Annotated in this window: 15 protein-coding genes and 1 pseudogene; 7 read left to right on the top strand and 9 right to left on the bottom strand. The window is 65.4% G+C overall.

All coding sequences use genetic code 11. The annotated features are described in order from the left end of the window. Positions 1 to 342: 342 nt before the first annotated feature. The 5 genes from ACMGG8_RS20840 to ACMGG8_RS20820 all read right to left on the bottom strand — a co-directional run bounded on the left by ACMGG8_RS20840 (position 343) and on the right by ACMGG8_RS20820 (position 3577). Complete coding sequence (locus tag ACMGG8_RS20840) at positions 343 to 1062, bottom strand: anti-sigma factor domain-containing protein (RefSeq protein WP_414158315.1); 720 nt, start codon at positions 1060 to 1062, stop codon at positions 343 to 345. Continuing rightward, a complete protein-coding gene (locus tag ACMGG8_RS20835) occupies positions 1059 to 1616 on the bottom strand; it encodes a sigma-70 family RNA polymerase sigma factor (RefSeq protein WP_414158314.1) in 558 nt (185 codons plus the stop codon). Before ACMGG8_RS20835 ends, ACMGG8_RS20840 begins: the two co-directional genes overlap by 4 nt. 107 nt (positions 1617 to 1723) lie before the next feature. Next, positions 1724 to 2263: a DUF3455 domain-containing protein gene (locus ACMGG8_RS20830; protein WP_414158313.1), complete on the bottom strand. Its 540-nt coding sequence runs from the start codon at positions 2261 to 2263 to the stop codon at positions 1724 to 1726. A gap of 113 nt (positions 2264 to 2376) precedes the next feature. Then, entirely contained in the window at positions 2377 to 2922 is a 546-nt protein-coding gene (locus ACMGG8_RS20825; protein WP_060839037.1) for a GNAT family N-acetyltransferase, read from the bottom strand. A 181-nt stretch (positions 2923 to 3103) separates the two neighbouring features. After that, positions 3104 to 3577: a GNAT family N-acetyltransferase gene (locus ACMGG8_RS20820; protein WP_414158312.1), complete on the bottom strand. Its 474-nt coding sequence runs from the start codon at positions 3575 to 3577 to the stop codon at positions 3104 to 3106. A gap of 232 nt (positions 3578 to 3809) precedes the next feature. Here ACMGG8_RS20820 and ACMGG8_RS20815 point away from each other — a divergent pair, with 232 nt between their 5' ends. From ACMGG8_RS20815 to ACMGG8_RS20785, 7 genes and pseudogenes are all read left to right on the top strand, one after another. Further along, entirely contained in the window at positions 3810 to 5501 is a 1692-nt protein-coding gene (locus ACMGG8_RS20815; protein ID WP_414158311.1) for a putative bifunctional diguanylate cyclase/phosphodiesterase, read from the top strand. 52 nt (positions 5502 to 5553) lie between these two features. Next, positions 5554 to 10002, top strand: coding sequence for a PAS domain S-box protein (locus ACMGG8_RS20810; RefSeq protein ID WP_414158310.1), 4449 nt, complete (start codon positions 5554 to 5556; stop codon positions 10000 to 10002). A gap of 279 nt (positions 10003 to 10281) precedes the next feature. After that, positions 10282 to 10596 (top strand): annotated as a pseudogene (locus tag ACMGG8_RS20805) (PAS domain-containing protein); the annotation flags it as partial. 81 nt (positions 10597 to 10677) lie between these two features. After that, entirely contained in the window at positions 10678 to 11847 is a 1170-nt protein-coding gene (locus tag ACMGG8_RS20800; protein ID WP_414159962.1) for a methyl-accepting chemotaxis protein, read from the top strand. 69 nt (positions 11848 to 11916) lie between these two features. Beyond that, positions 11917 to 12849, top strand: a complete 933-nt coding sequence (locus ACMGG8_RS20795) for a chemotaxis protein CheV (RefSeq protein WP_060839042.1) — start codon at positions 11917 to 11919, stop codon at positions 12847 to 12849. A 61-nt stretch (positions 12850 to 12910) separates the two neighbouring features. After that, on the top strand, positions 12911 to 13240 hold the full coding sequence (locus ACMGG8_RS20790; protein WP_060839043.1) for a DUF6388 family protein: 330 nt from the start codon (positions 12911 to 12913) through the stop codon (positions 13238 to 13240). 92 nt (positions 13241 to 13332) lie between these two features. Continuing rightward, the gene (locus ACMGG8_RS20785; protein ID WP_060839044.1) at positions 13333 to 13917 is read left to right on the top strand and encodes a LysE family translocator; all 585 of its coding nucleotides are present in this window, start codon (positions 13333 to 13335) and stop codon (positions 13915 to 13917) included. On the opposite strand, the gene ACMGG8_RS20780 is transcribed toward ACMGG8_RS20785, so the two are convergent. The 4 genes from ACMGG8_RS20780 to ACMGG8_RS20765 all read right to left on the bottom strand — a co-directional run bounded on the left by ACMGG8_RS20780 (position 13914) and on the right by ACMGG8_RS20765 (position 18943). After that, the gene (locus tag ACMGG8_RS20780) at positions 13914 to 14747 is read right to left on the bottom strand and encodes an AraC family transcriptional regulator (protein ID WP_060839045.1); all 834 of its coding nucleotides are present in this window, start codon (positions 14745 to 14747) and stop codon (positions 13914 to 13916) included. The two genes, ACMGG8_RS20785 and ACMGG8_RS20780, sit on opposite strands and share 4 nt — an antisense overlap. A gap of 36 nt (positions 14748 to 14783) precedes the next feature. Beyond that, on the bottom strand, positions 14784 to 15287 hold the full coding sequence (locus tag ACMGG8_RS20775; RefSeq protein ID WP_060841934.1) for a VOC family protein: 504 nt from the start codon (positions 15285 to 15287) through the stop codon (positions 14784 to 14786). 83 nt (positions 15288 to 15370) lie between these two features. Beyond that, positions 15371 to 17851 (bottom strand): TonB-dependent siderophore receptor, encoded by a 2481-nt coding sequence (locus ACMGG8_RS20770; protein WP_414158309.1) that lies wholly within the window; start codon positions 17849 to 17851, stop codon positions 15371 to 15373. 114 nt (positions 17852 to 17965) lie between these two features. Continuing rightward, complete coding sequence (locus tag ACMGG8_RS20765) at positions 17966 to 18943, bottom strand: FecR domain-containing protein (protein WP_129405989.1); 978 nt, start codon at positions 18941 to 18943, stop codon at positions 17966 to 17968. Positions 18944 to 18947 lie beyond the last annotated feature (4 nt).

The following is an 18947-nucleotide window of genomic DNA, read 5'->3' as shown; positions in this document are numbered from 1 at the left end:
TCCTGAAGGTTGACCGTCGGGTCGTCGTCAGAAGAGTAGAAGGGCGGTAAGCAGGGGGGGAGGTCCGTCGCGCTTGATGTCCTGTCAGCTCATCTGACGGGACACAGCGCCCCGGTCACATGAGCGACTGTTTCTTCGATTTAGAGTTGCAAGCCACCCAGGCTCCGGCCTTGGCCAGCAGGCCAATGGCGCGAGAATCGAGGGTCGGGGCTTGGGACATGGTTCGGCAGACTCTGAAATCAGGTGCACAGTTGTAAAAGCCGGCGCGGGCTTTGTCAATCCTCGAACCCGACTCGCTTGCCAGGGTGTGGCCACGCCGGGGCGAGACGGGATTGACCCTGGCTACAGGGTTTTTACCGCGCGCCCAATGAACTGCACCGGGCCGCTGGGCCTGCCTAGCGCCGAGCCTTGGCGGTCCTCCAGGGTCAATTCGAACAACTGATTGGTTTGCAGGGGCGGCAGGTGATCAAGCGGCACACGCAGCGGCTGGCCGGGCTTGACCAGTCCTAGAGACACCGGGCCCTGCCAATCGTCGGCCTTGGTCCAGAACTCCAGGGCCTTGTCCGCCGGAACCTCGATGCTGCCCAGTGGAATCAACTGCAACTCCCGGGTGTCATTGGCCTGCACCACCCAACCGGGTGATTTGTCCTGAGGGGCGACCAGCACCACCAGGTAACCGGGCGGGGCATGGGGGCGCAGCATCAGCAGGCTGGCCAACAGGACACTGGCGGCCAGGCCGGCAGCGGCCAGTCCGCGCCACAGCGCCAGGGAGTTGAAGCGCCCGGGGTTGCCGGAAGCCGAAACCGGCCCAGGTTCAGCCAGTTGCTCCAGGCTGCGTTCTATACGCCGCCAGAGCCGGGGCGACGGCGTGACGGGAGCGGCCAAAGCGGTGAGTGGATGCAGGCGTTGTTCCCAGCTGTGCACGGCGTTACGCAAGGCGGGCTCATGGGGCAGGCGCTGTTCGAGCAGGCGCCGTTGTTCGGCGTCCAGGGTGCCCAGGACATATTCACTGGCCAGGGCCTGGAGCGCGGGATCGCTGTCGTCCCGTGGCGCGATCTTCATCCCAGGCACTCCCGTAAAGCACTGAGGCTGCGTTTGATCCAGGCTTTGACCGTCCCCAGCGGGGTGGCCATCCTGGCGGCAATCTCCCCGTGTGAATAACCGTCCACATAGGCCTGCAGGAGACACTCGCGGCGTTGCGAGGGCAGTTGCCCCAGGCAATGCTCAAGACGTCCGGCATCAGCCAGCGCGGTGGCTGGCGCCGTGCTCATGGCCAGCACATCAAGGGCTTGGGGGTATTCGGGATAGGGTTCATCAATGGGCACCTCACGGCCATGGCGCCGCAGGAAATTCAGCGCCAGATGCCGGGTGATGCTGAACATCCAGCCGCGGGCACTGCCCCGTTCCGGGTCGAAACCGCTTGCGCCTTGCCAGATTCGAATGAAGGCGTCGTGCAGGATGTCTTCAGCCAGGGCCGTGTCGCGTACCAGGCGTCTGGCGACGCCAAGCAGGCGCGGCCCTTCCTCGTGATAGAGGGCCTCCAGGGCCTGGCGCTCGCCTCGGGCACAAGCGGCGATACAGCCTGCGTGGTTAAACAGGGATTCGGGTAGAGACAAGGGCGTTTACCTGCGACAGATGACAGCCACCGCCACCCTGGCGGCGCGGTGGCTGTCAGCAGCGTAGACCAGTTGCCGGTGCCGGTACTGGCATCTTGCGGGGCGAGTCAGCGGGCCGCCCAGAAGATGTAGTCCGCCTGGTATTTCACTGTTTCGCGGGTGCCCTTGTTGGCCGCGGTGCACGCGCTGCCGGGGGCCACGCCACCCTTGAGGGCCACTCGCTGAATGTAGCTGACGCCGCTCATCAGCCCCTTGCCTTCGGCCGGATTGGCCTTGACCAGTTGATAGGGCAGGTTGCCGGGGCTGGACGGCGCCACGGCGACCTGGGTCCCGGTGATCTTCGAACCGTCCTTGGCCTGCCAGGTGGCCGGTGGGCCAAAGTAGTCACCCAGCACTTTGCCGCCGCGATCGCTGAGCACCGCCTTGGGACCGACGAAGAACCACTCGGTCTCGCCCGGTGCGTTGGCCTTGTCCCGGCATTCGTAGGTGATTTCACCGGTGCCCACGGTTTCCAGGGCAACTTTGTGGCCCTCTGGGACCTTGATGCTGTCGGGCAATGCGCTCTGCGCCTGGGCGGCGGGCAGGGCGCCGAGGCAGGCGATGGTCAGGGTTGCGCTGAGGCAGATAAGACGTTGTCTGGCGTGCATGGTGGCTCTCCATTGGGGATCGGTTCGGCAGTTTTCAGGACTGCTATGGGTACTACCCCTGAGCGACGTATCTGGATGCAGGGCCGAGAAAAAATATTCCGCGCAGCCAACACTCATCCGCTGCGGATCATCCGGTGATCCTGGGCGTTGAGCCGGTACAGCAGGCTCGGTGGCTGCCCGGGAAAATCCTCCAGCTCGCCGTCCAGGGTCATTCCCAGGCGTTCCAGGGCCCGCCGGGACGGCAGGTTGTCGGGCCGTACCAGGCCGGTGACCCGAGGCGCCAGCAGTTCGCCGAAGGCCAGTTGCAGGGCCGCCTGGGCCATCTCGTTGGCGAAACCCTGGCCCCAGGCTTGGGGGGTGAAGCGAAAGTACAGGTTCAGCCCGGCCTCCTGCCCGAAGTGCGCCCGCATGAGCCCGCCAAAGCCGATGAGCTGCTGCGGTGCGTCCAGCCGGGCGATGGCCCAGTAGCCAAAGCCGTACTGCTGCCAATGGGCAATCCAGCTGTGCAGCCGGTCGCTGGTGGCTTCGGCGCTGTCGGGGCCGCTGGGGTTGAAGCGGTGGGTCTGCGGGTCGCCGTGGATGGCGCAGGCCTGCGGCAGGTCGGCCAGGGTCGGTGGACGTAACAGCAGGCGTGTGGTGCGGGTGGTGGACGATGACATGGACGAGGCTCTTTGCATCAAGCGCAGGTGGAGCGCCAGGCGGCGGGGGGGCCGGGCCTGTGCGGGTGGTCCCGGAGAAGGTAGGCGATCGGCGCGGACGTTGCCAATGTCGTCAGGGTGCGGTGCAGGAAGCCGCGCGCCGGCGCAGCCTGGGCAACCCGGCGCGGGTGCCGGTGCAGCGTCAGCCTGGCCAACGGTACAGGCTGGCGGGATAGCCCTGGGCGACGATCGAGGTCGGGGTTTGCCCCGCCAGCATGGCCTGCCAGAAATCCCGGGCGGGCAGGTTGGCCTCGAAGTGCATCACCTGCCAGGGCCCCTTGTGTTGCTCGAACAGCTGTTGCGCCACCTGCCGGCCGACGCCCAGGCGCCGGAACCGTCGGGCAATGAACAGGTAGCCGAGATTGTGGCGGGCATCGCTGTCGCAGCGTTGCTGGTCGACGACGGCAAAGCCCGCCAGCTCTCCCCCCACCAGGATCAGCCAGGGATGGGTGGCCGGGTGGCGCCAATAGTCGTCCAGGGACTGCAGGGCATACAGCCCCTGGGCCGCCAGTTTGATGGGCAGCCACCGGCTCAGCTCATAAAGATAGAACTGCATGAGGTTTTCCAGGCAGGGCCAGTCGTCGCGAGCGGCCGGGCGCAGTTCGAGGTGTTCCATCAACAGTCACTCCAGCTCCGGTCGGTCCGGGGCGTTGTGGGACGCCGGCAGCGCCGGGGTCCGGGGCGTGGACAGGGTATGTGCAACTGCGTCCCATTGGCTTGAACCGTTAAAAATGCTGGCTTGCAGGCCTATACCAAGGTAGTGGCATTGTGCTCATGGATCTTGGTCTAGGATTCTCTGGCCGGGGGAGGATATTCATCTCGGAGAATCGGGCAGAGGGACCAGCACGATGCTCAATCACAAGCCGATCATTCTGATCGTGGACGATCAGGTCAATGACCTGCGGATACTCGGTCAGGCGCTTCAGGACCTGGGCGAGGTCTATGTCGCCACCCAGGGAAGCCAGGCCCTGGAAGTGGCCCGCCAATGCCACCCGGACATTGTCCTGCTGGACATCGAAATGCCCGACATGGACGGCTACTCGGTGTGCGAGCTGATCAAGTCCGACCCGCGGCTGTGCCAGGCCTCGGTGATCTTCGTCACCTCGCACCGCCAGACCGAGCACGAATTGCGCGCATTGCGCCTGGGCGGCGCCGATTTTCTGCAAAAACCGATCAATGTGCCCATTGCCCGGGCGCGGGTCGAAGCCCATATCAAGCTGGGCGAAGAGTCCCGGCGCCTGGCCAACTACGACCCCCTGACCCAGTTGCCCAACCGTCAATTGCTGCACGACCGCACGGAACAGGCCATTCGCCAGGCCGCCGCAGGCCAGGGGCTGGTCGGCTTGCTGTCGATCGATATCGACCACTTCAAGGTCATCAATGACACCAGCAGCCATCGCGAAGGCGACGCAGTGCTGCAGGAAATCGCCCTGCGTCTGCGCCATTGCTGCCGCCTGACCGACACCCTGAGCCGCCAGGGCGGCGATGAGTTCATGCTGTTGGTGCCCGAGCTCAACGCCGTGGACGACTTGAGCGAGTGCGCCGAGCGGGTCATGCAGACCATCGCCCAGCCGCTGGTGATCGGCCCGTCGCGCTATGACCTGACCGCCAGCATCGGCGTCAGTGTCTATCCCGATGACAGCCTGGACGCCGAGTCCCTGCTGCAGCACGCCGACGCCGCGGCGCATCAGGCCAAGCAGGCGGGGCGCGGGCAGTACCGCTTCTTCGACCACCCGACCCATCAGCGGGTCCGTGCCCGGCATCAGTTGGAACAGGAGATGCGCACCGCGCTGGAGCAGGAGCGCTTCGAGGTGTTCTATCAGGCCAAGGTCGATCTGCGCCTGCAGCGGGTGGTCGGCGTCGAAGCCCTGCTGCGTTTGCGCGACGAGCACGGCAGGATGATTTCCCCCGCCGAGTTCATTCCCCTGGCCGAGGATTGCGGGCTGATCGTGCCCCTGGGGCGCTGGGTGTTGCGCCAGGCGTGTCGGGCGATCCGCCAATGGAACGAACAGGGGCATGCCATCAGCGTCAGCGTGAACATCTCGCCGCTGCAGTTTTCCGATCCGCAGTTTCTCGATCTGGTCAAGCAGGCGCTCGCGGAAAGCGCCATCGAACCCCGGACCCTGGAACTGGAAATCACCGAAGGGGTGCTGGCGCTGGTGGACGGCGAGCACAGCTGCGACTTGCTCAGCGACCTGAAGGCCCTGGGGGTGAGCATCGCCATCGATGATTTCGGCACGGGCTATTCCAGCCTGGCCTACCTCAAGCGCTTGCCCATCGATGTGCTGAAGATCGACCAGAGTTTCGTGCGGGACATGGTCAGCGATCCCAGTGACGCGGCCATTACCCGGGCCATCATCCAGCTGGGGCTGGCCCTGGGCCTGCAGCTGGTCGCCGAGGGCGTGGAGACCGAGGAACAGGCCCGGGCCCTGTCCGCCCAGGGCTGCCACGTGATGCAGGGCTTTCTGTACTGCCGTCCGCTGTCGTACCCCAACATGAGTGAGTACCTGGCCGCGGGCCGCCTGCCGGCGCTGCCCTGAACCCTGCCGGCCCCGACGAGGATCGCCCGTGAAGCCTGGACGCACTGTTCAAATGGGATTTGTCTACCTGGCGCTGATCAGTGTCCTGGGTAGCAGCGCCACCGCCGCGGTTTACTGGCTGGTGGCACGGGTCAACGCCCATCAGCTGGAACAGGCGGTGTCGCGGGCCGCCGAGGACGCCGCGCACCATGTGCTGGAGCGCATGACCTTGTATCAGTACGGCTTGCGCGGCGCCCGCGGGGTGATTGTCACGGCCGGTGCAGATGGCGTGAGCCGGGAGATCTTCTATCGCTATAGCCAGGGTCGGGACCTGCACAGGGAGTTTTTCGGCGCCCACGGTTTCGGCTTTGTCCGGCGTGTGCCCGAGGCGCAGGAGAGCTCGTTCCTGGCCGCGGCGCAACTCGACGGCGCGCCAGGCTTTCACCTGCAGCAATGGCAGCCCCACCACGGTGATCGTTACGTGGTGCAGTACATCGAACCGCTGGCGCCGAACCAGTCGGCCCTGGGCCTGGACCTGGCGTCGGAGCCGGTGCGCCGGGCGGCCGCGGTGGCCGCGATGCGCAGTGGCGAGCCGCGGCTGACCGGGCCCTTGTCGCTGCGCCAGGAGCCCGGCGTGGTGATGGGCTCGTTGCTGTTCCTGTTGCCGGTATACCGCAGCGCCGAAGTGCCGCCCTCGCCGCAGGAGCGTGAGGCCCAGCTCCTTGGCTGGACCTTTGCGCCCCTGGTGATGAACCAGGTGCTCAAGGATCTGTCGTTCGATCCTGCCAGCCAGCGCCTGGTGTTGCGCGACATCACCGATGACGCCGACGCCGGCAGTTTTTTTGCCAGCTCGACCCAGCCGTTGCAGGACACGCTGGCCTTGCGGACCCGTGAGGAACAGGTGTTCGGGCGGCGCTGGGCCTTCGAGTTCAGCGTGGGGCCGGGGTTCGTCGAGCCGCTGCATCAGACCTCGTTGGCCTGGGTCCTGTGGGTCGGTGGCCTGTTGACCCTGTTTCTCGTGGTGGTGGGCACCATCATCGCCCTGGGGGTCAACCGGCAGAACCGCTTGCGCCGTGACCAGACCCGGCTCGCGGCCATCGTCGAGAGCTCCACCGACGGCATCATCGGCAAGACCCTGGAAGGGCGCGTCACCAGCTGGAACCGCGGCGCCGAAGAGATTTTCGGCTATAGCGCCGAACAGGCGCGGGGGCGCTTGATCCTGGAACTGATCGTGCCGCCGGAGCTGGCGCAGGAAGAACAGCAGATCCTGCGCAAGCTGCGCAATGGCGAACGGGTGCACAGCTTCGATACCCAACGCCTGCGTCGGGACGGCAGCCGGGTGGAGGTATCGATCAACGCTTCGCCGATTCTCAATGAGCGCGGTCAGGTCATCGGCGCCTCGAAGACGGTCCGTGACATCACCGCGCAGAAAGCCGCCGAGGCGCGGATTCTGGAGCTCAACGCCAGCCTGGAGGACCAGGTGGCGGCACGCACCGCCGAACTGGGGCAGATCAACCTGCTGCTCTCCAGCGTGCTGCGCTCGGCCTCGGAGGTGGCGATCATCGCCACCGACCGCGACGGCATCATCCGTGTGTTCAATCGCGGCGCCGAGCGCCTGTCGGGCTACCTGGCCGAGGAGCTGGTGGGGCTGCACACCCCGGAGGTGATCCACCTGCCGGAAGAGGTCCGCCAGCGCGGCATCGAACTCAGTGCCCAGCATCAGCGTCCCATCGAAGGCTTTCGCGTGTTCGTCCAGCAGTCGGAAACCGAAGGGGCGCAAACCCGCGAATGGACCATGGTGCGCAAGGACGGTTCGCACTTCGCCGCGACCCTGGTGGTCAGTGCCTTGCGTGATGAAGGCGGGCAACTGACCGGCTACCTGGGCATCGCCGTGGACATCACCGAGCGCAAGGCCGCGGAAAAGACCCTGGCTGCCGCCCGCGACCAACTGTTGATGGCCGCCGAAGTGGCCAGGCTGGGGATCTGGTCCTGGAACCTCGATGACCACTCGCTGGACTGGAACGAGCGCATGTTCGAGCTCTACGAGCAGCCGCTGGAACTGCGGGGCAACGGTTTGAACTATGAGCACTGGCTGGCCCGGGTGCACCCGGAGGACCGGGAGCTGACCCAACGCAAGCTGGAAGAGGCGGTGGCGGGCCAGGGTATCTACGATCCGATCTTTCGCGTGGTCAGTCCCAGCGGGCAGGTGCGTTTCATCCAGTCCGGGGCCTATGTGGAGCGCAACGCCGATGGCAAGGCGCTGCGGGTGACCGGGATCAACCTGGACATCACCGCCCAGCGCGAACTGCAGTCCCAGTTGCTCTACGCCAAGGAGCAGGCGGATGCCGCGAGCCAGGCCAAGTCTTCGTTCCTGGCCAACATGAGCCATGAGATCCGTACGCCGATGAACGCCGTGCTGGGCATGCTGCAACTGCTGCAGCTGGCCGGCCTGGAGCCGCGCCAGCTGGATTACGCGACCAAGGCGCAGACCGCCGCCAAGTCGCTGCTGGGGCTGCTCAACGACATTCTCGACTACTCGAAGATCGAGGCCGGCAAGTTGCAGCTGGAGGAACACGCCTTCGACCTCGACCAGCTGCTGCGCGACCTGGCGGTGGTGCTGGCCGGCAACCAGGGCGTGGGCGATATCGAGCTGATCTTCGATCTCGACCCGCAGTTGCCGCTGAACCTGGTGGGCGACAGCCTGCGCCTGCAGCAGGTGCTGATCAACCTGGCGGGCAATGCCCTGAAGTTCACCGCCCAGGGCCAGGTGGTGGTGGCCCTGAAGCTGCTTGAACAGCGCGAGCACAGCGTGCGTTTGCAAGTGGCGGTGAGTGACAGCGGCATAGGCATCAGCGCCGAACACCTGCAGGTGATTTTCGAAGGCTTCCATCAGGCCGAGGCCTCGACCACCCGGCGTTTTGGCGGCACCGGCCTGGGGCTGGCGATCTGCAAGCACCTGGTGCGGCTGATGGGCGGGCAGTTGCAGGTGCGCAGCCAGCTTGGCGCCGGCAGCTGTTTCAGCTTCGAACTGGAGCTGGGGCTGGACGGCGCCTGTGTCGCCGAAACCCTGCCCTTGGGCGGCAAGGCCCTGCGGGTACTGGTGGTGGATGACCACCCCCTGGCGCTGGCGCTGAATGTGCGCACCTTGCGCAACTTCGGCTGGAGCGTCGAACACGCCGCCAGCGGCGCTCAGGCCTTGCTCGTCGTGGATGCCGCCGCGGCCCGGGGCGAGGCGTTCGATCTGGTCCTGCTGGATTGGCTGATGCCGGGCATGGACGGCCTGCACGCCGCCCAACTGATCAAGGACATGAGACTCGAAGCACCGCCGACAGTGGTGATGCTCAGTCACCACGATGCCACGGCGCTGCTGGTCCGGCTGGACTGCGCCGAGGCGCCCTTTGCCCACTACCTGAGCAAGCCCTTTACCCCCCGGCAACTGGCGCAGACGCTGCTGGCCGAGCGCACTGCCGCCCTCGATGACCCACCGGCCAAGACGCCCGTACGGCGCTCGACCCTCAGTGGCCTGCGGTTGCTGGTGGTGGAAGACAACGCCCTGAACCGGCAGATCGCCCGGGAACTGCTGACCCTGGAAGGGGCCCAGGTGCAGTTGGCCGACGGCGGGCTGCAGGGGGTGCAGATGGCCCTTGATGCCCAAGAGCCCTTTTCGGCGGTGCTGATGGACATCCAGATGCCTGATATCGATGGTTATGAAGCCACCCGGCGGATCCGCGCCGATGCGCGCTTTGCCCGCCTGCCGATCATTGCCATGACCGCCAATGCCTCCCAGGCCGACCGCCAGAGCTGCCTGGCCGCGGGCATGGATGACCACGTCGGCAAACCGATCAACCTGCCGCAGTTGGTCAACAGCCTGTTGTTCTGGACCGGTGGTGCGGTGCGGGCCGCGCAGGTTGCCGAGCCCTCCACGGACACCGGCCTGCTCGAGGATCCGACGCTGATTCTCGAACGCTTCGGCGGGAACCGTGACTTGCTCAAGCAGGTGCTCGAGGGCTCGGAGGCCACGCTGGGAGAACTGCTCGAACGGCTGCGCCAGAGTCTTGCCCAGGACAACGCCAAGGACGCCTGCTACCTGCTGCATACCCTCAAGGGCGCTGCCGGCAACCTCGGGGGACGCGGGTTCGCGCTCTACTGCGCAGAGTTGGAACAGCCCCTGCGAGACGGCGCGGCGCTGCAGCTGACCCTCACCGAGGGCCATCTGGATGAACTGCAACGGTTGCTGGCCAGCACGTTGGCGAGCTTGCAGGTGGAGTTCGGCCGTGCTTCACCGGAGATGGCCCGCGCCTCTCAAGACATTTTGCACCTGGCGCTTTTCCAGAGCGCCCTGCAGGAGATTCTGCCGCTGTTGCGGCAGAGCAACTTGCAGGCCCTGACGCTCACTGAAGCCCTGGCGCAACATGCGTTGCCGGTCGATAGAACGACGTTCGACGAGTTCGTGGCCCATGTTCAGCGGATGGAGTTTGTGCGGGCGCAAAGTGTTTTGGAAAGAATGCTTCTCAACAACTAGAAAGCTAGCTTTCTATTCTGGCTTCAATTGTTGATTTACATCAGAAAATCTTTGATTTTTTGCCCTCTAAGTTGAATGGCTTTATGAAATTTTCACACTTTTTTTGACGCCGGAATCTAGACTTGCCTCGACTGGATTGATAATGGCCATTTGCAATAATCCACTTGGCTCTGAAAAGTTCTGCAAGTCGGCAGAGGAAGTCTTCGAGTCATCGCAGGATGCGGAAATCTTTATTTGATACCGAATGGAAAATGAACACTTTCCTGCGAGGCTCTTTAGATGAGAAACAATCTTCCTGTGACCCAGCGCGAGCTGGTGTTTCCTGCAGAACAACGGCTGATTTCCGCCACTGATGTTCACGGCAAGATCACTTACTGCAATGACGAGTTTGTTGCGGTCAGTGGTTTCAGCCGCGAAGAACTGATCGGCAGCCCGCACAATATCGTGCGCCATCCGGACATGCCCGAAGCGGTGTTCGCGCACATGTGGTCCTACCTCAAGGACGGCAAGAGCTGGATGGGCATCGTCAAGAACCGCAGCAGCAACGGTGACCACTACTGGGTCAACGCCTACGTCACGCCGATCTTCAGCAAGGGCGTGATTGCCGGCTACGAGTCGGTGCGGGTCAAGCCCGAGCGCGAACAGGTGGAACGCGCCGGCGCACTGTATCAACGCATGCGTAGCGACAACCTGGCCCTGCCCTGGAGCTACCGGGTGGCCAGCGTCTGCGGCTTTGCCTTGCCGCCGCTGCTGGCCCTCGCGGCTACGGCCGGGGCCTATTGGCTGGGGGGCGCCTGGGCGGCACTGGGGGCGGCGGTTCCCGGTTATTTCGCGGTACAGGGGTATGCCTTCTATCGCGCGCGGCAGATGTTGCAGCGCATCAGCTCGGTGTCCCTGGGCAGTTTCGACAGCGAGCTGATCGCCCGTACCTACACCGACGAACACGGCCCGGTGGCCCAGTTGCAGATGATCCTGATCAGCGAATCGGCGAAAATCCGCACCGCCCTCAGCCGGCTTGGCGACTACGCCAACCAGGCGGCGTCCCTGGCATCCACCAGCCAGAGTCTGTCCAAGCAGGCGGAAACCGCCCTGGGCAAGCAGCGCGACGAAGCGGACATGGCGGCCACCGCGATGAACCAGATGGCCTCGTCGATTTCCGAGGTGTCGGTGCATATCCACGACACCGCCTCGGCCGCCGATCAGGTCAACAACCTGACCCAGGTGGGCTCCGAGGAAGCCCAGAAAACCCGGGTGGTGATCGAGAAGCTGGCGGACACCGTGGATGCGGTCAGCCAGTCCGTGGAGGGCCTGGCCGCGGAAACCCAGTCGATCCAGCAGGCGGCCAACATGATCCGCTCCATTGCCGAGCAGACCAATTTGCTGGCCCTCAACGCGGCGATCGAGGCCGCCCGGGCCGGTGAGCAGGGCCGCGGTTTCGCGGTGGTGGCCGACGAGGTCCGGGCCCTGGCCTCCAAGACCCAGGAGTCGACCCAGAGCATCCAGCGCATCATCGTTACCCTGCAGGAAGTGGCCACCCAGGCGGTGGAAGTGGCGCGCCAGGGCAGTGTCGAAGCGCGTTCCGGCGTAGCCCAGGTGATCAGCACCCAGGAAGCCCTGAATGGCATCAACTCGGCGGTGGAACGCATTCACCAGATGAGCCAGCAAATGGCCGCCGCTTCGGAGCAGCAGGCCCATGTCGCCGAGGAAATCTCCGAGCAGATCACCAAGATTGCCCGGGTTTCGGATCAGAACGCCGAGATTGCCGTGCATTCGTCCACCGTGGGCGGCGATCTGGAGTCTACCGCTCACGAACTGAACGCCTTGGTGACCCGTTTCAATAGTTGAACGCCAACAGCAGTCAGCAACTTTCATTTAATCGCCGATTGATCAACTAGATCAGGGCAGGGGGTTCATATGTCCAGTGTGATGGAAGCGGTGAATAGCCGTACTCAGTTGGCCGGGCAGAATCGTCTGGAACTATTGTTGTTTCGTTTTAATGAGTCACAGTTGTACGGCATCAACGTCTTTAAAGTCAGAGAAGTTCTCAAGTGCCCCAAGTTGAATGTACTGCCCATGTCACATTCGGTGGTGTGTGGCGTGGCCAATGTTCGCGGTGTATCCATTCCGATACTTGACCTGGCACTGGCCACCGGTTTGCCCGGAGTCGAGGATATCGACAACGCTTACGTGATCATTACCGAGTACAACAACAAGACCCAGGGTTTCCTGGTCAGTGCGGTGGAGCACATCGTCAACCTGAACTGGGAGGAAATTCACCCGCCACCCAAAGGCAGCGGCCTGGACAACTACCTGACGGCGGTGACCCGGGTCGGCGAGCGCATGGTGGAGATCATCGACGTGGAGAAGGTCCTGGCCGAGGTGTCGCCGGTCTGCGAGGACATCTCCCAGGGGGTGATCCCGCCGCAGACCCAGGTCGCTGCGGCCCATTGGCGGGTGCTGACGGTGGACGACTCGGCGGTGGCACGCAAGCAGGTGACCCGCTGCCTGGAGAGCGTCGGGGTGCAAGTGGTGTCGTTGAAGGACGGCCGCGAGGCGCTGGAGTACCTGCAGGCCCTGCTCGACGCGGGCAAGCGCCCGGACGAGGAGTTCCTGATGATGATCTCCGATATCGAAATGCCGGAAATGGACGGCTACACCCTCACCGCGCAAGTGCGCAACGACCCGCGCATGAGGCAACTCTACATCGTGCTCCATACCTCGCTGTCCGGGGCCTTCAACCAGGCCATGGTGAAGAAGGTCGGTGCCGATGATTTTCTCGCCAAGTTCCGCCCCGACGATCTGGCCGGGCGGGTGGTGGACCGGATCGCCAGCCTGACGCCGGCGTGAGCCGGCCCCCCGGGGCAGTGAGGCAGTGCCCGGGATTGACTTCATGGTGGGAGTGAGCGTCATGCAAATGTCTGAACTCGACTATCAGCAAGCCTTGCTGCGTTACCTCGCCGAACGTCCGGAGCTCGCGGCCCAGCTGGGGCTTGGCCCATCCTCGGGACGCCCCTGGCAACCCGGGGACTTGAGCGAGTTGCAGATCCAGCACGCCAGTCGGCTGTTTGACGAAGAAGCCCGCTTGCGCGGCATGGGCAACTGGGAGCTGGCGCTGTCGTTCATTGCCCGCACGCCCCAGGAACTGAAGCGGATGACCCTCGAGGCACATCGGGAAATCGCCGAGATGGTGGACATGGAGTGGGACCAGTATTGCCAGCTCAATCACTTGCACTGCTAGAGGCCGACGAGGGCAGTTTTCTTCAATACGCCGCGATCCTGGCTCCCTAATCTGGGCGGCGGTCAATCCGACCCAGATTGGAGAAACAAGACATGAGCCTGGTGTTTTCCATGGCGGCCTTTGCCCTGGCCGCTTCCATCACCCCGGGGCCGGTGAACATCGTCGCCCTCAGCAGCGGCGCGCGTTTTGGCTTGCGCAGCAGCATGCGCCATGTGACCGGAGCCACCTTGGGCTTCGTCGGGCTGCTGGTGCTGATCGGCCTGGGGCTGCACGAACTGCTGCGCCAATGGCCGATCCTGACCCAGGGCATTCGCCTGTTTGGCGTGGCCTTCCTGCTGTTCATGGCCTGGAAACTGGCCAGCGACGATGGCCGGCTCGACACCCAGGACCAGGCGCGGGCGCCTTCGGCCTGGTATGGCGCGCTGATGCAGTGGCTCAATCCCAAGGCCTGGCTGGCCTGCGTGGCCGGCATGGGGGCTTTTGCCGCCGACGGCGAGCTGCGCCAGGTGTGGCTGTTTACCGCGGTGTACCTGGTGATCTGCTACCTGTCGATTGCCTGCTGGGCCTATGTCGGCAGCTGCCTGCGCCACTACCTGAGTCATCCGCCGGGGGTGCGTCTGTTCAACCGCAGCATGGCGGCGTTGCTGGCTGCCAGCGCGGCTTATCTGCTGTTCTAGCGCTGGCCGCGGTACTGGCCGGGAGTGGCCGCCAGGTGCTGTTTGAAGGCGCGCTGGAAATGCGCCTGATCGGCAAAGCCGGCCTCCAGCGCCACCTCGGCGATCGGCGCGCCGCTGCGCAGGCGGGCCTGGGCGAACTGCACCCGCTGGTTCACCAGGTAGGCGTGGGGCGGCATGCCGAACTGCTGCTTGAAAGCGCGGATCAGGTAGGACGGTGACAGCTGCGCCGCCTGGCACAGGTCGTCCAGGCTCAGGGCCTGGGTGCAATGCCGGCGGATGTAGTCGGCGGCTTCCTGCAGTTTGCGGTTGTCGCCCCGGGGCGGCGCCTCGGCGGGGTTCAGGCGCTGCTGCAGGTCGCTGAAAAAGCTCACCACGGCGCTGTGCTTGAGCAGGGGCTCGGCCTCGGCGGCCACCAGGGTCCGGTACAGCTGCTCCAGCTCGGCGAACAGCTGCGGGTCGCGGCTGTGAGTCTCGCGAAACGGCCGAAAGCCCAGCTCGGCGCAAAAGCCCAGGTCGTGCTGCAGGGCGGTCAGCCAGGGCGTGTCGACATACAGCATGCGATAGGACCAGGGCTGATCGTCGATCGGGTTGCAGGCGTGCACCACCCCCGGGTTCATCAGCACCACGGTGCCGCGGCTGACCCGCCACTGCGAGTGGCCGCTGAGGTAGGTGCTGACCCCCGCGGTGATGCTGCCGATGGAGAACTGTTGGTGGGCATGGCGGCTGTAGCAGACCTTGCGGCCATCGGCGATGGAGCGGGCTTCGATGAACGGCAGGGCAGGGTCGCGCCAGAACTGCGGTTCCTGGTCGGCGGTGAGGGCAGGCTTCATTGAGGTTGTCCGTCTGCGAAAGCTGGCGCGATTGTATTAGCTCTGGCCGTCGAAGGCGCGTTGCAGCGTTGCGATATCGAGTTTTTTCATCCCCAGCAGGGCCTGCATCACCCGTTGCGAACGGGCCGGGTCGGGGTCGCAGATCATCGGCGTGAGGCACTGCGGCACGATCTGCCAGGACAGCCCGAAGCGGTCCTTGAGCCAGCCGCAGCGCTGCGCCTGTGGTGGGCCGCCAAAACCCAGGGCGTTCCAGTAGTGATCCAGCTCGGCCTGGCTGCGGCAATGCACTTGCAGGGAAATGGCTTCGTTGAAGCAGAACAGCGGGCCACCGTTGAGGGCGGTGAAACCCTGGCCGTCGAGTTCGAACGCCACGCTCATCACCGAGCCCTCGGGGCGTCCGTGAATGTCGAAGCCGGCCTTGCCGTAGTGGCTGATGTGGGTGATGTGCGACTGTTCGAAGACCGAGCAGTAGAACTGTGCCGCCTCGTGTGCCTGGTGGTCGAACCACAGGCACGGGGTGATGGTCTGGATACGTGGCATGGTGTCGGTCCTCTGCGGGTTGATCACGCTGGCTCAAGCGTAGTCAACCCGCTGCCGCGCAGCGCGACCGTGGATCGGCGCGCTCAGAAGTCCCAGCGGGTCGCCAGTTGCAGGCTGCGTGGCTCGCCGTAGAAGCCGGTGCCGAAGTTGCCGATGCCGGTGTAGTACTTCTTGTCGAAGAGGTTCTTCACGTTCAGGGTCGAGCTCAGGTGCTGGCTGAACTGGTAGCGGGCCATGGCGTCCACCAGGAAGTAGCCGTCCTGGGCGATGCGCGAGTCATGCCCGCCGTTGACCGCGTCGCTCGGGTCGGGCTGGTAGACCTTGCCGAAGAATTGGCTCTGCCAGTTGACCCCGCCGCCCAGGGTCAGGCGGTCCCAGGCGCCGGGCAGGCGGTAGCTGCTGAACAGCCGCGCCACCTGCTGCGGCTCGGTGGTTTGCAGGACCGAGCCGTAGACGTAGTCGTGATTGGCGTCGCGGGTGTGGTTGTAGCTGTAGCCGGCGGACAGGTTCCAGCCGTCCAGCAGCTCGCCGGCCACCTCGACCTCGAAGCCCTTGGTGGTTGCGCCCTTGGTCGGGCGGTAGACCGCGTCGGTGCCCCAGCCGTCCACCAGTTGCGCGACATTGTCCTGCTGCACATGAAACACCGCGAAGCTGGCATTGACCCGGCCGTCCAGGTATTCGGCCTTGATCCCGGCTTCGTAGCTGTCGCCCTGCACCGGGTCGAGGATCCTGCCGTCGGCGTCCTTGCTCATCTGCGGCTGATAGATGCTGGTGTAGCTGGTGTACAGCGAGTAGCGGTCGTTGAGGTCATAGACCAGCCCGGCATAGGGCGTGACCACTCCGGTCTGCTGGTAGCGCTGGCGCGCGTCGGCGCGGCCGGGCTCGAAGTAGCGGGTGTTGTCGATGCCCTTGAAGTCGCTGACCCGGGTGCCGAGGATCACCGCCAGGTCGTCGCTGGGCTTGAGCCGGGTGGCCAGGTAGGCACCGGTCTGGCGCTGGAGGATGTCGTTGTCGCCGATCTGCGGGATGTCCGGCTTGGCGAATTCGCCGCGCCACTGATAGATGCTGCCGCCCACCGGCGGGTACACCGAACCGTGGACCGGGATGTCCTGCTTGGCGTTCATCAGCATGAAGCCGGCGATCAGCTCGTGTTCGCGGCCCAGCAGGCTGAAGGGGCCGTGCAGGTTGATGTCGAGGTTGTCCTGGGTCTGCTCGCCCTTGAACTTGCCCATGTACATGAACATGCCGTCGCCGCTGGCCTGGTCCGGGTTGCCGCCGCTGGCCGAGCCCAGCAGGGTGTCGTGCTCGCGGCGCAGGTGGTCGTAGCTGACCTTGAGGGTCCAGTCATGGGCCAGTTGCTGTTCCAGGGAGGTGAACAGGGTCTGGTTCTTGAAGTCGCGACGGCTCCAGTCGGTGGCCGGGTTGAACGAGCGGGAAAAGTGTGTGCGCGAGCCGTTGCTGAAGTACATCGGGAAGCCGGTCCAGGTGGCGCCCCGGGAGCGGGTGTTCTGCTGGTCCAGGCCCACCGTCAGCAGGGTGTCGGGGGTCAGGTCGGCCTCCAGCACGCCGTAGGCGATGTCCTTGCTGTTCTGGTAGTGGTCCAGGTACGAGCTGCGGTCCTGGTAGACCCCGACGAAGCGCCCGCGCAGGTTGCCGGTCTCGGTCAGTGGCCCGGAGATATCGCCTTCGCTGCGGTAGTTGTCCCAGGAGCCGAGGGTGCCGGTGACCGAGGCCTTGAAGTCCTTGGTCGGCCGCTTGCGGATCAGGTTGACCGTGGCCGAGGGGTCGCCGGAGCCGGTCATCAGGCCGGTGGCGCCCTTGATGATTTCCACCCGGTCGAAGGTCGCCATGTCGGTGCTGGTGGTGCCGTAGTCGTAGACCCCGTCGTAGGTGACGTTGACCCCGTCGTACTGGAAGTTGGTGATCGGCAGGCCGCGGCTGGAAAACTCCCAGCGTTCGCTGTCGTAGTTCTGCACGCTGACCCCCGGGGCCCGGCGCAGGGCATCGGCGATGCTGTTGCTGCCCTGGTCGTCCAGTTGCTGGCGGGTGATCACCGTCACCGATTGCGGGGTTTCCCGCAGCGACAGGTTGAGGCCGGTGGCCGAGGCGCTGGCCCCGGTGGTGTAGCTGCGGCTGTCCTCGGTGACGCTGCCCAGGCCCTGGGCGGACACCTGAGTGGTGCCCAACTGCAACGGGCCGCTGGCGGTCGGCAGCGCTTGCAGCACATACCCGCCGCTGACGGCCTGGGCTTGCAGGCCGCTGTCCTTGAGCAACTGCTGCAGGGCTTGTTCGACGCTGTAGCGGCCCCGCAGCCCCGGGCTCTGCTTGCCGGCGGCGAGGTCGTTGTGCCCGGCGACAAAGACCGCGCTCTGTTCGGCGAAGCGATTGAGCACGCTGACCAGTGGGCCGGGGCCGATGTCGTAGCTCCGGCGCTGGCTGTCCGCCTGCTGGCTGGCGGGGTTTTCGGTGGCCTGGGCCCAGGGGGCGGGCAGGCACAGCAGGGCGCTGCACAGGGTCAGGGGACGCAGGGACGGGCGCAAGCGGGGACGGTTGGGGGTTGGCATGGGGCTCCCTTGTGGATCGGCAATGTGAGTGCTGTTACCCGGTTAACCGAACCAGACAGGCAAAAGGGAACCGCAACCTTAAAAAAATGTTCGCCGGATGTTCAGGCGCGGGGTTCAGGCCCGAGGCTCAAGGGTCACCCACCAGGCAGTCAGGCGCTGGACCCGCACTGGCAGGGCGGCTTCCAGCAGGGCCAGGGCCTGGTCGGAATCGTGCAAGGGGAAGGCGCCCATCACCGGCAAACGACCCAGGGCCGGGTCGCAGCCCAGATGCCCCGGGCGATAGCGCCCCAACTCTTCGAGCAGTTGCGCCAGGGGCAGGTTGTCGGCCAGCAGCAGCCCGCGACTCCAGGCTTCGCGAGCGGCGCTGGCGCCTTGCAGCGGACCCAGCGCGACGGCGTCGAAGGCCAGCTGCTGGCCGGCGTCGACCCGCAGCTGCCGGCCGCTCTTGGCGCTGTGCACTTGCACCGCGCCGGCGTAGACGTTGAGCAGGGTGCGGGCGCCCTCCCGGCGCACGCTGAAGCGCGTGCCCAGGGCCTGCAGCCGTCCGTGTTCGGTGTCCACCCGCAGCGGTCGCTGCGGATCCCTGGCGGTGTCGATGAGGATTTCGCCCTGGTGCAGTTGCAACAGTCGCTCCCGGGCGCTGTAGCGCACATCCAGCGCGCTCAGGGCATTGAGCCAGAGGTGGGTGCCGTCGCTGAGCCGGACCTCGCGGATCTCCCCGGTGCCGGTGGCATAGTCGGCCCGCCAGCGACCCAGAGCCTGGGGCAGCGGCGTACCGCGCCAGGTGCCCCAGCCCAGGCCGAGCAACAGCAAGGCGCCGAGCACCTGGCGCCGCCCCAGTGGCGCCCGCCGGCCACCGCGCAGGGCCTGGCCGGCGGCTTGCTGGGCGCCGGCCTCCTGCAGCGGCAGCAGGCACTGGCTGACCCGCTCGACGTAGCCCCAGGCCCGACGGTGTTCCGGGTGCTGTTCGAGCCAGGCCTGCCAGTGGCGGCGTTGTTCGTCGCTGACGGCCTCGTCCTGCAATTGCACGTACCAGTGCGCGGCCTGTTGCAGGCTGGCGTGGCTCAAGCGCTGGGCGCCGTGTTCGCTCATGGGG

The organism is Pseudomonas sp. BNK-45, from assembly GCF_047456255.1.
GTDB lineage: Bacteria > Pseudomonadota > Gammaproteobacteria > Pseudomonadales > Pseudomonadaceae > Aquipseudomonas.
Note: the sequence above shows the minus strand (reverse complement) of the source record. Positions and strands in the feature narration are given on the sequence as shown.

What these genes read in the sequence shown, in the direction of transcription:
- ACMGG8_RS20840 (WP_414158315.1), bottom strand. Translation starts at nt 1,062, where the DNA reads ATGAAGATCGCGCCACGGGACGACAGCGATCCCGCGCTCCAGGCCCTG.
- ACMGG8_RS20830 (WP_414158313.1), bottom strand. Translation starts at nt 2,263, where the DNA reads ATGCACGCCAGACAACGTCTTATCTGCCTCAGCGCAACCCTGACCATC.
- ACMGG8_RS20825 (WP_060839037.1), bottom strand. Translation starts at nt 2,922, where the DNA reads ATGTCATCGTCCACCACCCGCACCACACGCCTGCTGTTACGTCCACCG.
- ACMGG8_RS20820 (WP_414158312.1), bottom strand. Translation starts at nt 3,577, where the DNA reads ATGGAACACCTCGAACTGCGCCCGGCCGCTCGCGACGACTGGCCCTGC.
- ACMGG8_RS20815 (WP_414158311.1), top strand. Translation starts at nt 3,810, where the DNA reads ATGCTCAATCACAAGCCGATCATTCTGATCGTGGACGATCAGGTCAAT.
- ACMGG8_RS20810 (WP_414158310.1), top strand. Translation starts at nt 5,554, where the DNA reads ATGGGATTTGTCTACCTGGCGCTGATCAGTGTCCTGGGTAGCAGCGCC.
- ACMGG8_RS20800 (WP_414159962.1), top strand. Translation starts at nt 10,678, where the DNA reads ATGCGTAGCGACAACCTGGCCCTGCCCTGGAGCTACCGGGTGGCCAGC.
- ACMGG8_RS20795 (WP_060839042.1), top strand. Translation starts at nt 11,917, where the DNA reads ATGTCCAGTGTGATGGAAGCGGTGAATAGCCGTACTCAGTTGGCCGGG.
- ACMGG8_RS20790 (WP_060839043.1), top strand. Translation starts at nt 12,911, where the DNA reads ATGCAAATGTCTGAACTCGACTATCAGCAAGCCTTGCTGCGTTACCTC.
- ACMGG8_RS20785 (WP_060839044.1), top strand. Translation starts at nt 13,333, where the DNA reads ATGAGCCTGGTGTTTTCCATGGCGGCCTTTGCCCTGGCCGCTTCCATC.
- ACMGG8_RS20780 (WP_060839045.1), bottom strand. Translation starts at nt 14,747, where the DNA reads ATGAAGCCTGCCCTCACCGCCGACCAGGAACCGCAGTTCTGGCGCGAC.
- ACMGG8_RS20775 (WP_060841934.1), bottom strand. Translation starts at nt 15,287, where the DNA reads ATGCCACGTATCCAGACCATCACCCCGTGCCTGTGGTTCGACCACCAG.
- ACMGG8_RS20770 (WP_414158309.1), bottom strand. Translation starts at nt 17,851, where the DNA reads ATGCCAACCCCCAACCGTCCCCGCTTGCGCCCGTCCCTGCGTCCCCTG.
- ACMGG8_RS20765 (WP_129405989.1), bottom strand. Translation starts at nt 18,943, where the DNA reads ATGAGCGAACACGGCGCCCAGCGCTTGAGCCACGCCAGCCTGCAACAG.